At 55.9% G+C, this 13,140-nt stretch carries 13 protein-coding genes; 7 read left to right on the top strand and 6 right to left on the bottom strand.

Going from position 1 to position 13,140, the window contains the following annotated elements; genetic code table 11:
- Positions 1–60 precede the first annotated feature (60 nt).
- Positions 61–528 carry a thioredoxin-dependent thiol peroxidase gene (bcp, locus tag ACLRGG_RS13765; protein ID WP_416250308.1) on the bottom strand — a complete coding sequence of 156 codons (468 nt, stop codon included), beginning with the start codon at positions 526–528 and terminating at the stop codon, positions 61–63.
- The gene (locus ACLRGG_RS13760; RefSeq protein WP_416250323.1) at positions 506–1,102 is read right to left on the bottom strand and encodes a glycine cleavage system transcriptional repressor; all 597 of its coding nucleotides are present in this window, start codon (positions 1,100–1,102) and stop codon (positions 506–508) included. Before ACLRGG_RS13760 ends, bcp begins: the two co-directional genes overlap by 23 nt.
- 154 nt (positions 1,103–1,256) lie before the next feature.
- Here ACLRGG_RS13760 and dapA point away from each other — a divergent pair, with 154 nt between their 5' ends.
- The 5 genes from dapA (at position 1,257) to ACLRGG_RS13735 (ending at position 7,378) form a co-directional block, all read left to right on the top strand.
- On the top strand, positions 1,257–2,135 hold the full coding sequence (dapA, locus tag ACLRGG_RS13755; protein WP_416250307.1) for a 4-hydroxy-tetrahydrodipicolinate synthase: 879 nt from the start codon (positions 1,257–1,259) through the stop codon (positions 2,133–2,135).
- 15 nt (positions 2,136–2,150) lie between these two features.
- A complete protein-coding gene (gene bamC, locus ACLRGG_RS13750) occupies positions 2,151–3,185 on the top strand; it encodes an outer membrane protein assembly factor BamC (RefSeq protein WP_416250306.1) in 1,035 nt (344 codons plus the stop codon).
- A 137-nt stretch (positions 3,186–3,322) separates the two neighbouring features.
- A complete protein-coding gene (gene purC, locus ACLRGG_RS13745; protein WP_416250305.1) occupies positions 3,323–4,036 on the top strand; it encodes a phosphoribosylaminoimidazolesuccinocarboxamide synthase in 714 nt (237 codons plus the stop codon).
- Between the two features lie 210 nt (positions 4,037–4,246).
- Positions 4,247–5,107: a KPN_02809 family neutral zinc metallopeptidase gene (ypfJ, locus tag ACLRGG_RS13740; RefSeq protein WP_416250304.1), complete on the top strand. Its 861-nt coding sequence runs from the start codon at positions 4,247–4,249 to the stop codon at positions 5,105–5,107.
- A gap of 3 nt (positions 5,108–5,110) precedes the next feature.
- Positions 5,111–7,378 (top strand): tRNA(Met) cytidine acetyltransferase TmcA, encoded by a 2,268-nt coding sequence (locus tag ACLRGG_RS13735; RefSeq protein ID WP_416250303.1) that lies wholly within the window; start codon positions 5,111–5,113, stop codon positions 7,376–7,378.
- A 33-nt stretch (positions 7,379–7,411) separates the two neighbouring features.
- On the opposite strand, the gene ACLRGG_RS13730 is transcribed toward ACLRGG_RS13735, so the two are convergent.
- The 3 genes from ACLRGG_RS13730 to ACLRGG_RS13720 are packed head-to-tail and all read right to left on the bottom strand — an operon-like array spanning position 7,412 to position 9,100.
- Entirely contained in the window at positions 7,412–7,600 is a 189-nt protein-coding gene (locus tag ACLRGG_RS13730; protein WP_067708119.1) for a YpfN family protein, read from the bottom strand.
- A gap of 10 nt (positions 7,601–7,610) precedes the next feature.
- Entirely contained in the window at positions 7,611–8,738 is a 1,128-nt protein-coding gene (gene dapE / locus ACLRGG_RS13725; protein WP_416250302.1) for a succinyl-diaminopimelate desuccinylase, read from the bottom strand.
- Between the two features lie 2 nt (positions 8,739–8,740).
- A complete protein-coding gene (locus ACLRGG_RS13720) occupies positions 8,741–9,100 on the bottom strand; it encodes an ArsC family reductase (RefSeq protein ID WP_416250301.1) in 360 nt (119 codons plus the stop codon).
- 140 nt (positions 9,101–9,240) lie between these two features.
- On the opposite strand from ACLRGG_RS13720, the gene ACLRGG_RS13715 reads away from it, so the two are divergent.
- The gene (locus tag ACLRGG_RS13715; RefSeq protein ID WP_416250300.1) at positions 9,241–9,435 is read left to right on the top strand and encodes a hypothetical protein; all 195 of its coding nucleotides are present in this window, start codon (positions 9,241–9,243) and stop codon (positions 9,433–9,435) included.
- A gap of 282 nt (positions 9,436–9,717) precedes the next feature.
- Entirely contained in the window at positions 9,718–9,777 is a 60-nt protein-coding gene (gene ypfM, locus ACLRGG_RS13710; protein ID WP_156485018.1) for a protein YpfM, read from the top strand.
- A 144-nt stretch (positions 9,778–9,921) separates the two neighbouring features.
- Here ypfM and acrD read toward each other — a convergent pair whose 3' ends face one another.
- Positions 9,922–13,050 carry a multidrug efflux RND transporter permease AcrD gene (gene acrD, locus ACLRGG_RS13705; protein WP_416250299.1) on the bottom strand — a complete coding sequence of 1,043 codons (3,129 nt, stop codon included), beginning with the start codon at positions 13,048–13,050 and terminating at the stop codon, positions 9,922–9,924.
- Between the last annotated feature and the right edge of the window lie 90 nt (positions 13,051–13,140).

Genomic DNA, 13,140 nt, shown 5'->3' with positions numbered 1-13,140 from the left:
AAGCGTTTCGCCCTTCTGTTTTACTTCCCACACCCGGCGATGGGTTCATCCTTCACCCGGTCAGAGGGCTTTCAGGTAGTCCATTACGATATCGTGATGATTAGCGGTCTTAAAATCATCAAACACTTTCTCAACCCTGCCGTCGGTACCGATCAGAAAGCTGATGCGGTGGATCCCGTCGTAGGTTTTCCCCATAAAGGTTTTTTCGCCCCAGATGCCAAACTGCTCGCAAACCTCATGATGCTCATCGGAAAGCAGGGTGAAATTCAACAGCTCTTTTTCAACAAAACGCGACAGCTTTTCAGGTTTATCGGTACTGATCCCTAACACGTCGACGCCCGCTTTTTTCAGCTCGTCCATACTGTCACGCAGGCCACACGCCTGGACGGTACAGCCCGGCGTCATCGCTTTGGGATAGAAGTAGACCAAAACGCGCTGCCCCTGGAAGTCGGTCAAATTTACCTGTTCGCCATCCTGATCGGGCAAGCTAAATTTCGGCGCAAGGTCACCGGCTTTCAGTGGATTCATCGTTATTCTCCATTTTCTCTTCGTGCTGTGGATATTTGACCAGGTTAATAGTGCCCTGCGCATTCAGTTCTGTACATAGCTTGTTGAAAGCCTGCTCAATGAATGTGGCATCCTGATGAGCCGGACTCTGTGCCGTCAGCTGAATGTAGAGCAGGGGAGGTTGATTCTCCGCCGCTGGCTGCGTACGCGAGACCAGCTCAGCAATGTTCATCTGATGGGAATAGAACAGGTCGGTGAAGCGTTCGATAATGTGGGCGGAATCAATAACCTCAACCTGCACCCAAACCGTGGTAGGCATCGGTGGTCGTGCGCGAAACGTCGTGCGCTTCATCACGATCAGCAGCTCGAGCTCAGCCCCTTTCAGCGGCAGCGTTGACTCTATCAGCGTGATCGCGTTCCAGCTGCCGGAGAGCAGCATAATAAAGGTAAACTCCTCACCCAGCATAGCCAGCCGGCTATCTTCGATATTGCAGCCGCAGCTGCTAACATGGCGGGTAATAGTGTTTACTATTCCCGGTCGGTCAACGCCAACGGCGGTAATAGCCAGATGATGAAGCTGAGACTGCGGCAAAATGATGCTTCCTGTCCGTGTTGATAATTAGCAATTGTGATAACAGTAAGGTAAACATAAAAAATACCCTCTGCCAAGGGGCCTGGCGGCTTGTCTGCTTGCTTTTCAATAGCGGTCAAACGTACCATGAAGCACTTGTTTATGGAGGGGATGGCTAATGTTTACGGGAAGTATTGTTGCACTCGTTACGCCGATGGATGATAAAGGGCATGTCTGCCGCGCGAGTCTGAAAAAACTGATTGATTATCACGTCGCCAGCGGAACCTCGGCAATTGTTTCGGTAGGTACCACCGGTGAATCCGCCACGCTCAGCCATGATGAACATGGCGATGTGGTGATGATGACCCTGGAACTGGCCGATGGCCGCATTCCGGTGATCGCCGGAACCGGTGCTAATGCCACAGCAGAAGGCATATCACTGACGAAACGATTCGAGAACAGCGGCGTGGTTGGCTGTCTGACCGTTACCCCCTACTATAATCGTCCCACTCAGGAAGGGCTTTATCAGCATTTCAAAGCCATTGCTGAAAGCACCGATCTGCCGCAGATGCTCTATAACGTTCCTTCCCGTACCGGCTGTGACATGCTGCCCGAAACCGTGGGCCGACTGGCGAAAATCAAAAATATTATCGGAATCAAGGAAGCCACCGGGAACTTATCGCGGGTTAGTCAGATCCAAGAGCGGGTTGAAGATGATTTCGTGCTTGTCAGCGGCGATGATGTTACCGCCCTCGATTTCATGCAGTTAGGCGGGCAGGGCGTTATTTCCGTTACGGCAAATATCGCCGCACGTGAAATGGCTGCACTGTGCGAACTCGCAAAAGCGGGTAACTTTAAAGAAGCGCGACGCCTTAATCAGCGGCTGATGCATCTGCATCAGAAGCTATTTATTGAGCCTAATCCTGTTCCGGTCAAATGGGCAGCGAAAAAGTTAGGATTAATTGCAACCGACACGTTGCGTCTACCAATGACGCCGATGACTGATGCCGGTCGTCCGGTTGTTGAGCAGGCGCTGAAAAACGCGGGTCTGCTTTAAATTTATGGAGAAGTAATGGCTTACTCAGTACAAAAAACTTTGGTCGCAAAAGTCGTTGGCCTGTCACTGGTCATGCTGCTGGCAGCCTGCTCAAGCGATCAGCGTTATAAGCGTCAGGTCAGCGGAGATGAATCCTATCTGAAAGCGGCGGATATCAGCGATCTGCATGCCCCTGCCGGAATGATCCTTCCGTTGCAGAACGGTGACTACGACATCCCTTCGGTCAGCAGTAAAGGCGCGGTCGGTAAGGCCCTGGACATTCGCCCACCGGCGCAGCCTCTGGCGCTGATTAACGGTGCGCGTACCCAGTTTGCCGGCAACTCAGGCGTGCTGATGCTGGATAACACCCGTAGCGGCGCACTGTGGCCGCAGGTAATTGACGTGGTACAGGCCCGGAACTATCCAATCGCCAGCCGCACCGACGCCAGCCAGACGCTGACGACCGACTGGGTTCAGTGGAACCGTGCGGATGAAGACCATCAGTATCGTGGCCGCTACCAGATAAGCGTCCAGCAGCAGGGCTACCAGCAGGCGTTAACCGTCAGGCTGCTTGAACTACAGCAGGAAAATAAAGGCGTTAACTCGCCGGTTCAGCAGCAGCGCTACACCGCGCAGATGCTGAATGAACTGAGCATGGGACTGGATAAAATCGAAACCCTCCGTGATGATGCTGCCGCAAAACGCAGTACCACGCAGATCGACGTTCAGAGCGGGGCTGACGATACCGGCCTGCCTGACCTTATCATTCGTGCGCCGTTTAATACCGTCTGGGAACGTCTGCCCGCCGCGCTGGAGCGCGTTGGCATGAAGGTAACCGACAAAAATCACTCCCAGGGCAGCCTGAAAGTAACCTACAAAACGCCTGACAGCGAGACCTGGGACCAGCTGGGTGCGAAAGATCCGGGGCTGACCAGTGGCGACTATAAGCTACAGGTTGGCGATTTGGATAACCGCAGCAGCCTGCAGTTCCTCGATCCGAAAGGGCACACGCTGACCCAGTCGCAAAACGATGCGCTGGTGCCGGTCTTCCAGGCCGCGTTTAGCAAGTAATATCATCAGGCCGGATACGTCCGGCCTTTTTTATTTGCCGCTGCGTAAACGATTGCTTCGATTTTTTCGCCGCAGATAATAGAATAGTGACCGGTAATTTCTGTTCAATCCCGAATTAACGCCTGGAGTTATACAAGATGAAAAAACTGGCTGAGTTGTATCGCGGCAAAGCGAAGACCGTCTACAGCACCGAAAATCCGGATCTGTTGGTTCTCGAGTTCCGCAATGATACGTCAGCACTGGACGGTGAACGCATTGAGCAGTTTGATCGTAAGGGAATGATTAACAATAAATTTAATTATTTCATTATGAGCAAATTGCAGGAAGCCGGGATCCCAACCCAGATGGAAGCGCTGCTTTCAGACAATGAAGCGCTGGTAAAAAAGCTGGATATGGTGCCGGTAGAGTGCGTAATGCGCAACCGTGCCGCAGGCTCGCTGGTTAAACGTCTCGGCGTGGAGGAAGGGCTGGTCCTCAACCCTCCGCTATTCGATCTGTTCCTGAAAGACGATGCGAAGCACGATCCGATGGTGAATGAGTCCTACTGTGAAACCTTTGGCTGGGTGAATAAAGAGAACCTTGCGCGCATGCGTGAACTGACCTATCGCGCCAATGAAGTGCTGAGCAAACTCTTTGCTGATGCCGGTCTGATCCTGGTGGACTTCAAGCTGGAGTTTGGCCTGTTCAACGGTGAAGTCGTTCTGGGTGACGAGTTCTCACCGGACGGCGCGCGGCTGTGGGACAAAGAGACGCTGAATAAAATGGACAAAGATCGCTACCGTCAAAGCCTGGGGGGGTTGATTGAGGCGTATGAAGAGGTTGCCAGTCGTCTCGGCGTGAAGCTGGACTGACCGCAGTCGCCAGAAGTCCGGGCTGAAGCTGGAGTGACCGCAGTCGCCAGAAGTCCGGGCTAAAGCAGGACTGACAGCAGCCGTCGGTCATCCGCATAACGCCATCATTCGCACTGTGCGGCAGTGATTAGCCTTCGGACTGGTTTTCGCCCGCTCTCCCGACTAAAATCACTGCACCCGCCGCTGGGCGATAATAACAAGGGGTAGTGTATGCGTTGGCAAGGGCGTCGTGAGAGCGATAATGTAGAAGATCGCCGTGATGATCAACCCGCCTCAATGGGCGGAGGCCGTATGCGCATCCCTCGCGGCAAAGGGGGCATTATTCTGCTGATCGTCGTGATGATCGCGGGCTATTACGGTTATGATTTAACGCCGCTGCTGAGTGGCGGTTCAACCAGCGTTTCTCAACCGGCGCAGCAGCAGCGGTCTGCGCCACAACAGGATGAAGCGGCTAAGTTTACCTCGGTTATCCTTGCGACGACCGAAGATACCTGGCAGAAAATCTTCCAGCAGATGGGAAAAACCTATACGCCTCCGAAGCTGGTAATGTACCGGGGTGCCACGCGAACCGGCTGCGGCACCGGACAGTCGGTCATGGGGCCGTTTTACTGCCCTAACGACGGCACGGTTTATATCGATCTCTCCTTTTATGACGAGATGAAAAACAAACTCGGCGCCGATGGTGATTTTGCTCAGGGCTACGTGATTGCGCATGAGGTCGGACATCATGTGCAGCGGCTGCTTGGCATTGAGCCGAAGGTTCGCCAGATGCAGCAGGGTGCCAGTCAGAAGCAGGTAAATCAGCTGTCGGTAAAAATGGAGCTTCAGGCCGACTGCTTTGCGGGCGTATGGGGGCACTATATGCAGCAGGAAAAGGTGCTGGAGCCGGGCGACCTGCAGGAGGCGCTTAACGCGGCCGAAGCGATTGGTGACGATCGTCTGCAACAGCAGAGTCAGGGGCGCGTGGTGCCGGACAGCTTTACCCACGGCACCTCACAGCAGCGCTACAGCTGGTTTAAAAAAGGTTATGACAGCGGCGACCAGGGGCAATGCGATACCTTTGCGCAGTAATCCATGACGGGACGCCGAACGCCGGAACAGCACAGCCAGATGCCGCCTGAGAAATCTGGCGCGCCTGGCCACACGGATAGCGCATTACGGCCAGCGAAAGCGTTCGCGCAGCAGGATGAAGCCTTACAGCTTACAACTGAAGTATTAACGCAGCAGGATGAAGCCTTACAGCAGCACACAGCACAGCTTAAGCGGCAGGGTAAGCGCCGCCTGCTGGTATTAAGCGGTGCGCCAGACTGGGCAGAAGCGCAGGCACGGCAGTGGATCAAGGCGCTTCCAGGCGACTGGCTGTGGCTGGGCGATAAACCGCAAAGCCCACAGCACTGCGCCTTTTCTGCGCTGCGCACGCTACTGGGGCGCGAGTTTCGTCACGCGGTTTTCGATGCGCGGCAGGGCTTTCACGCCGAGGCGCTGGCGGTACTCGCCGGGACGCTGGAAGCCGGGAGCTGGCTGCTGATGCTGGTGCCCGCCTGGCAGAGCTGGCCGACGCTACCGGATAACGATTCGCTGCGCTGGAGTGAATGTGATTCACCTGTCGCCGCGCCAAACTTTATCCGGCGGCTACAGCGGCTGATTCAGCAGGATAATGACGTTGCGCTGCTCTGTCAGCCGGATCAGCCTTCACCGATGCCGATGCCGATGCCGATGCCCGCCTTACCCGACGGGGCTGTCTGTCCGCAGGCTACAAGGCCTTCTCACTTCTCATCCGGTTCTCCCCTTCCTACAGAATCTGACTGGCAGCCGACGCATACGCTACAGCAGCAGAGGCTGTTGAACGGGCTGCTGACCAGCGAACCGGGGATTTTCGTACTGATTGCCTCTCGGGGCAGGGGGAAATCGGCGCTGGCGGGCCAGCTGGCCGCGCGCTGGCCTGGACGCTGCCTGGTTACGGCACCGGGAAAAGTCTCAACCGCCGTGCTGGAGCAGTTCGCGGGCGAACAGTTTGCGTTTATCGCACCGGACCGCCTGCTGGAAATGCCTCCAGATGACCTTCCGGCAGGCATCGACTGGCTGCTGATCGATGAGGCGGCCGCCATCCCCACGCCGCTTCTTACCCGGCTGGTCAGGCTTTATCCGCGCGTGTTGCTGACCACTACGCTTCAGGGGTATGAGGGAACGGGGCGCGGTTTTTTACTGAAGTTTTGTGCCACCCTTCCGGATGCAACGCTGCTGACGCTGGACGAGCCGCTGCGCTGGGCCGCCGACGATCCGCTCGAGCGTTTTACTGCAGATGCGCTGCTGTTCGCAGACAGCGTACCCGAACCTGGAGCAGGCGACGTTTGCTATATTTTTCCTGAGCAGGCTGACTGGCAGCTTAATCCTTCTCCGCTTCCGGAAATGTACCAGCTGCTGGCGAGCGCGCACTATCGTACGTCGCCGCTGGATCTGCGGCGGATGATGGATGCCCCGGGGATGCACTTCAGCGCCGCGTTACAGGGCGGGCAGGTCCAGGGGGCACTGTGGCTGACGGATGAAGGCGGGCTGTCGGATACGCTATCCAACGCCGTCTGGGCTGGCTTTCGTCGGCCGCGCGGTAATCTGGTTGCGCAGTCGCTTGCGGCCCATGCGGGTTTTGCAGAGGCCGCGCAGATGCGCTCGCGTCGCATCAGCCGCATTGCCATCGCCCCCGCGCTGCGTCGTCAGGGCGTAGGGCGGGAGATGGTGCTGCGCACCCTGCACAACGCCGGGCAGCTCGATTTTCTCTCGGTCAGTTTTGGCTTTACGGCGTCGCTGTGGGCGTTCTGGCAGGCATGTGGCTTCTCTCTGATACGGCTGGGCAGTCAGAAAGAGGCCAGCAGCGGCTGCTATACCGCCATGGCGATGCTGCCGGTGAGCGATCGGGGTAGAGCGCTTTGCACCCGCGCAGCAGAGCGGCTGGCGCGCGACTGGCCGTGGCTGAAAACAAGGATGGATCTGCCCGGCCTCGACTTTCCGGTTGTAGCCGATCGGCGACTTAGTGACGATGACTGGTATGAGCTGGCCGGCTTTGCGTGGGCACAGCGTCCGCTTGAGGCCTGCGTAGGATCGCTGGGGCGTCTGCTGGACCACCGCGTGGTCGATTTGGCATTACTGCACGGGGCGGTAGAGGAGGGTGTGGAAGCCGCCATACTTTGCGAACGGCACGGGCTGAGTGGGCGTAAAGCGCTGCTGGCCGGCTGGCGTCGGGAGACCCAGCAGGCCCTGGAAGCGCTGGATGCGTTGCGCAGTCAGCGTTTGAAAGCGGAAATGGCGATGATACGCGACTGCAGCAGCGTTGTGCCCACTGCGTAATGAGTAAAGCCGCTTAATTTTTCAATCCGGACCCTATTTTTTCTTCGGCCAGTCATCGCCATCGTCCCACTTATCATTAAAATCACGATGCGGAGGAAGATCGGGCTTATTATCCAGATATTTTTTGGGATCGATGCGCTTAAGGTCTTTGTAGACGTTCATCAGTATGCCTACCATGACCACGATGACCAGTACCCACCAGTACTCTTTCAATAATTCCATATCTACTCCTTTAAGCGATTAACTGTTCCATAATACGCTGATACATCCTGCTCAGCAGTTGCAGGTCCGACGCCTTAACGCACTCATTGATTTTATGAATGGTGGCATTTACCGGACCAAGCTCGACCACCTGTGCGCCCATTCGGGCAATGAAGCGGCCGTCCGAGGTGCCGCCAGTGGTCAGCAGCTGCGGCTTAATTTCATTATAGTGCGCAACGGCGTTCACCACCGCATTCACCAGATCCCCGGTTGGCGTCAGGAACGGCTGCCCGGAGACTTTCCACTTCAGGCTATAGCGTAGCTGGTGGCCTTCCAGCAGCGCCTCTACGCGCTGTTTAATCTGCTCATCGGTTAGCTCCGTGCTGAAGCGAAAGTTGAACTGCACGAAACATTCGCCGGGAATAACGTTATTGCTGCCGGTCCCGGCCTGCACGTTAGCAATTTGCATGCTGGTGGGCGGGAAAAATTCATTGCCCCGATCCCACTCAATCGCCACCAGCTCATTTAGCGCGGGCAGCACGCGGTGAACAGGATTATCGGCCAGATGAGGATAAGCAACGTGTCCCTGAACGCCGTGGATAGTCAGATTGGCGGTCATGGAGCCGCGGCGACCATTTTTCACGATGTCTCCGACAACTTCGGTACTGGATGGCTCACCGACCAGACAGTAGTCCAGCCGTTCCTGACGGGCCATCAGCGCCTCGACCACTTTTACCGTACCGTACGTGGCGCTGGCTTCTTCATCTGAAGTGATCAGAAAGGCCAGCCTGCCTTTGTGGTCAGGGAAAGCCCTGACGAAGCGCTCCGCTGCGACAATCATCGCCGCCAGCGAACCTTTCATATCTGCTGCGCCACGACCGTAGAGCATGCCGTCACGAATCGTCGGCTCAAAGGGGGGGTTAATCCAGCGGTTGCCGTCTCCGGGAGGGACGACATCGGTATGGCCGGCAAACGCCAGCGTCTCGCCTTGCCCACGCCAGGCCCAGAAATTTAGCGTATCGCCAAAGGGCATCAGCTCTATGGTGAAGCCCATCGCCCGCAGGCGTTCGATCATAATGGCCTGGCAGCCAGCATCATCCGGGCTGAGGGAGGGGCGTCGAATAAGCTGCTGCGTCAGCGCAATGACCGGACAAAACATAATTACGGCTTCTCCTGGATAAACGGCGTATAGGTGCTTTCACTGAAACCCAGCAGCATAGAGCCGTCTGCGCCGCAGAGCAACGGGCGTTTGATCGTGGCAGGCTGTTCGACCATCAGTGCCAGGGCGCTGTCGGCATTATTCACCGCGTTGCGCTGCTCGTCGCTCAGTTTACGCCAGGTGGTGCCGCGCGTATTTAACAGCACCTCCCAGCCCAGCGCAGCAATAAATTTTTGCACCAGGGCCGCATCCACACCCTCTGCGCGATAGTCATGAAACTGATACGCCACGCCGTGTGCCTCAAGGTATTTACGCGCTTTTCGGATTGTGTCGCAGTTTTTAATGCCATACATTGTAAGCATAACGGTTCCCTTCTTTTTTCTGTGGTTTTCTATACTATTCAAGACGGTTCAGGCGGTTAGTCTACATCGGATGCGCCTGCATGGCAGCAGGGAAGGCGGGGATATCATTAAAGCAGCAGACTCAGCAACGGAGGGACAATATGAACTACATGAAAGCGTCTTCTGCCCATACGGTAGAAGAGACCCAGTCTACGATCGTGATTATTCGTAAGCAGCCGAGCCGCTGCGAAGAGTTTAACCACATTGTTGAGGCCGTGCTGGCCGATCATCCTGATGCAAAGACTCATATCGACAGCGAAAGCGGGGGTTACGATAAGGTCATTGTGCTGAAATAGTGTCCTGCATAGCCAGGTAAACGATAAGGGAGCGCTTCAGGCTCCCCGATCCAAAGATGTAATAAACCCCTCTTCCTCCAGTCTCAGTTGCGCCTCACCCTCACCCTTCGCATAGGTCATGCCAGTTGTCCGTTGGCCGAAACCCAGGTCATACCGCTTATCGCGGGTGCCGTCGCCATTACAGTTTTGATAAGCGTTGCCGATAGCAGTAAGTGAGTAAAAGTGCATTTATAAAATTAGGAATATTCTTATAATAAAGCCATCTTAACGCGGGGGTGTAGCATGATTGATGTCGAACTGGGGAACTGGAAAGAATTTATAGAAGCGATGCTGGCGCGCTAATATCGCGCTATCTTCATCCGGGATAAGGAAGTAGCGGTGGCACTTTTCTGCGTACCTGAACCCAATGCAAGGCAGCGGCAGGCTAATCCTCGCCTCGTAGTTGGCGAAGATTAGCCCCGTTGCTGCCTTTTCTATTGGATCCCGTTATCTGTTCTGCTCGCCTGCGGGTTTCGCGCTGGCCGGAAAGCGCTGGCGAACCAGTACAAAAAACAGCGGCACAAAGAATATTGCCAGTATCGTCGCCGAGATCATCCCGCCAATTACGCCGGTGCCCACTGCATGCTGACTACCTGAACCTGCGCCATTACTGATAGCCATGGGCAGTACGCCGAAAATGAAGGCCAGCGAGGTCATCAGTATTGGGCGTAAACGCTGCCGGGCTGCTTCCAGGGTCGATTTCAGCAGAGCGCGGCCCTGACTGTTCATATCGTTAGCAAATTCAACAATCAGAATGGCGTTCTTCGCTGACAGGCCGATAACCGTTAACAGTCCGACCTGGAAATAGACGTCGTTTTCCAACCCACGTAGCCAGGTGGCTACCAGCGCACCGATTACGCCCAGCGGCACCACCAGCATCACGGAAAATGGGATAGACCAGCTTTCATAAAGCGCAGCCAGGCTAAGGAATACGACCAGCAGCGAAATAGCATAGAGCGCCGGGGCCTGGGAACCGGTCATTCGCTCCTGCAGTGAGGCACCGGTCCATTGCAGGCCAATGCCGCCGGGCAGCTGGCTGACCAGCTTTTGCATGATGTCCATTGCGGTACCGGTGCTCACGCCGGGGACTGATTCTCCCACAATCTCCAGCGACGCGTAGCCATTATAGCGTTCCAGCCGGGGCGAGCCCGTTTCCCAGGCGGTGGTGGCGAAAGCGCTAAACGGCACCATGCTGCCACTGCTGTTGCGCACGTACCATTTCCCGATATCGTCCGGCAGCATGCGATAGGGGGCGGCAGCCTGAACATAAACTTTTTTCACCCGGCCCCGGTCCAGGAAGTCATTAACATAGGTGGACCCCCAGCCGGTCTGTAGCGTGTTGTTAATATCGTCCAGTGAGACGCCAAGCGCCTGTGCCTTATGCTTGTCGATATCTATCCGCAGCTGCGGCGTGTCATCCAGACCATTATGGCGCACACGCGTCAGCAAAGGATTGGCGTCCGCCTTTGCCAGCAGCAGATCGCGTGCCTTCATCAGCGCAGCGTGGCCCGCTCCAGCATGATCCTGTAGCTCCATATCAAAACCCGCGGCGCTGCCCATACCCGTTATGGCTGGCGGGCTGCTGGCAATAACCCGGCCCTCTTTGATATTGCGGAAGGCGTTTGTCGCCCGCTCAATAATGGCAAATGAGGAATTGCTGGCGCCGGTACGTTCCTGCCAGTCCTTCAGCCGCACGAACATGCGCGCAACGTTTTGTCCGTTACCGCCCGGGCCAGCGCCGATGGTGGAAAAAACCGACACAACATTGTTTTTTTCCTGCGTCAGATAGTACTTTTCAACCTTATCAACCACCCGGTTAGTCTCCTGCAGAGTCGATCCTGGCGGCAGCTGTATCTGGGTGGTAAAGATGCCCCTGTCCTCCAGCGGCAGAAACGAGGTGGGCAGATGCAGAAAAAGCAGTACCATAATGGCGATAATCGCCATGTACAGCAGTAGCCAGCGACCAGCCCTGGCGAGAATTTTCCCCACCCCGCGCTCATAGCGTTCAGCGTTGCGATTGAACAACCGGTTAAACCAGCCGAAGAAACCGCGCCGGCCATGATGATGACCTTTTTCGAGCGGTTTCAGCAGAGTAGCGCACAGGGCCGGGGTCAGGATCATTGCCACCAGCACCGACAGCACCATTGCAGAAACGATTGTGACCGAAAACTGGCGGTAGATAGCACCCGTTGTACCGCTAAAAAACGCCATGGGAATAAATACCGCCGACAGCACCAGCGCGATGCCCACCAGCGCCCCCTGGATCTGCCCCATGGATTTACGCGTCGCGTCGCGGGGCGTAAGTCCCTCCTCGCTCATTATTCGCTCAACGTTTTCAACCACCACAATTGCATCATCTACCAGCAGTCCAATCGCCAGCACCATGGCAAACATAGTCAGCGTATTGATACTGAATCCACAGGCGGAGAGGATGGCAAAGGTGCCAAGCAGCACAACCGGTACCGCGAGGGTGGGGATTAAGGTTGCACGAAGATTTTGCAGAAACAGATACATCACCACGAAGACCAGCAGTATCGCTTCGATCAGGGTTTTCACCACGTCTTCAATGGATGCGGTAACAAATGGCGTGGTTTCATAAGCGACCTTCGCCTCAAGGCCCGGGGGGAAATAGTGGGACAACTCGTCGATACGCGCCCGCACCCGCTTATCCGTATCTAACTCATTGGCCCCGGAGGCCAGTTTGATCCCCAGCCCTGAGGCCTGCTGGCCATTATACTGGCTGAGAAGATCATACTTTTCAGCTCCCAGCCCGACCTCGGCCACATCGCCCAGCCTGACCTCCGAACCATCCGGATTGACGCGCAGGGTGATATTTCTGAACTGTTCGGGGGTGGTTAGCAGCGACTGCGAGTTAATGGTGGCATTAAGCGCCTGTCGGTCAACCGAGGGCAGCCCACCCAGCTGGCCCACCGCCACCTGACTGTTCTGCGACTTTATAGCGTTGACGATATCGGAGGTGGTCAGCGCGTAGCTGATCATCTTATTGGGGTCGAGCCAGATGCGCATAGCATACTGCGATCCGTAGGTATCCACTTCACCCACGCCGTCAATGCGGCTCAGCGGCTCCTGGATGTTACTGGCTACGTAGTCGGCAATATCCTGTTTCTTCATGCTGCCGTCCGTTGAGACAAATGCCACCATCAGGATATTGGTGTCACCCGTTTTAGTCACCGTTACGCCCTGCGACTGTACCGCCTGTGGCAGCTTGCGCACGGCGCTCTGCAACTGGTTCTGCACCTGCTGGCGCGCCTCGTCGGGGTTGGTGCCGGCGGTAAACGTCAGCGTAACGGTCGCCTGACCGGTATTGCTACTCTGGGAAGACATATACATCAGGTTGTCTATCCCGGTCATGTTCTGCTCAATCACCTGGGTAACGGTGTTTTCCAGCGTTTTCGCTGAGGCGCCAGGATAGTTCGCCGTGATGCGTACATTAGGCGGAGCCAGCTGCGGGTATTGCTCTACGGGAAGGGAAAATATCGCCAGTGTGCCGGTCAGGCAAAGCAAAATCGCTATCACCCAGGCAAAAATTGGGCGATCGATAAAAAAATTCGCCATTAAAGGGCGCTCCGGGCTAATTAATTGGGATGGGTATTGCGTCCGTCCTGTCTGCTGGCAGGCATCGCCGAAGTCCATTTATCGCGTTTT

Origin of the sequence: Erwinia sp. PPS120 (assembly GCF_047918655.1) — a bacterium.
GTDB lineage: Bacteria > Pseudomonadota > Gammaproteobacteria > Enterobacterales > Enterobacteriaceae > Erwinia > Erwinia tasmaniensis_A.
This window is presented reverse-complemented; position numbering and strand designations above follow the sequence as displayed.

Excerpts from the sequence above, each read along its gene's own strand:
- dapA (WP_416250307.1), top strand. The coding sequence starts at position 1,257 with ATGTTTACGGGAAGTATTGTTGCACTCGTTACGCCGATGGATGATAAA.
- ACLRGG_RS13735 (WP_416250303.1), top strand. The coding sequence starts at position 5,111 with ATGACGGGACGCCGAACGCCGGAACAGCACAGCCAGATGCCGCCTGAG.
- ACLRGG_RS13715 (WP_416250300.1), top strand. The coding sequence starts at position 9,241 with ATGAACTACATGAAAGCGTCTTCTGCCCATACGGTAGAAGAGACCCAG.
- ACLRGG_RS13730 (WP_067708119.1), bottom strand. The coding sequence starts at position 7,600 with ATGGAATTATTGAAAGAGTACTGGTGGGTACTGGTCATCGTGGTCATG.
- purC (WP_416250305.1), top strand. The coding sequence starts at position 3,323 with ATGAAAAAACTGGCTGAGTTGTATCGCGGCAAAGCGAAGACCGTCTAC.
- dapE (WP_416250302.1), bottom strand. The coding sequence starts at position 8,738 with ATGTTTTGTCCGGTCATTGCGCTGACGCAGCAGCTTATTCGACGCCCC.
- ACLRGG_RS13720 (WP_416250301.1), bottom strand. The coding sequence starts at position 9,100 with ATGCTTACAATGTATGGCATTAAAAACTGCGACACAATCCGAAAAGCG.
- bcp (WP_416250308.1), bottom strand. The coding sequence starts at position 528 with ATGAATCCACTGAAAGCCGGTGACCTTGCGCCGAAATTTAGCTTGCCC.
- ypfJ (WP_416250304.1), top strand. The coding sequence starts at position 4,247 with ATGCGTTGGCAAGGGCGTCGTGAGAGCGATAATGTAGAAGATCGCCGT.
- acrD (WP_416250299.1), bottom strand. The coding sequence starts at position 13,050 with ATGGCGAATTTTTTTATCGATCGCCCAATTTTTGCCTGGGTGATAGCG.
- bamC (WP_416250306.1), top strand. The coding sequence starts at position 2,151 with ATGGCTTACTCAGTACAAAAAACTTTGGTCGCAAAAGTCGTTGGCCTG.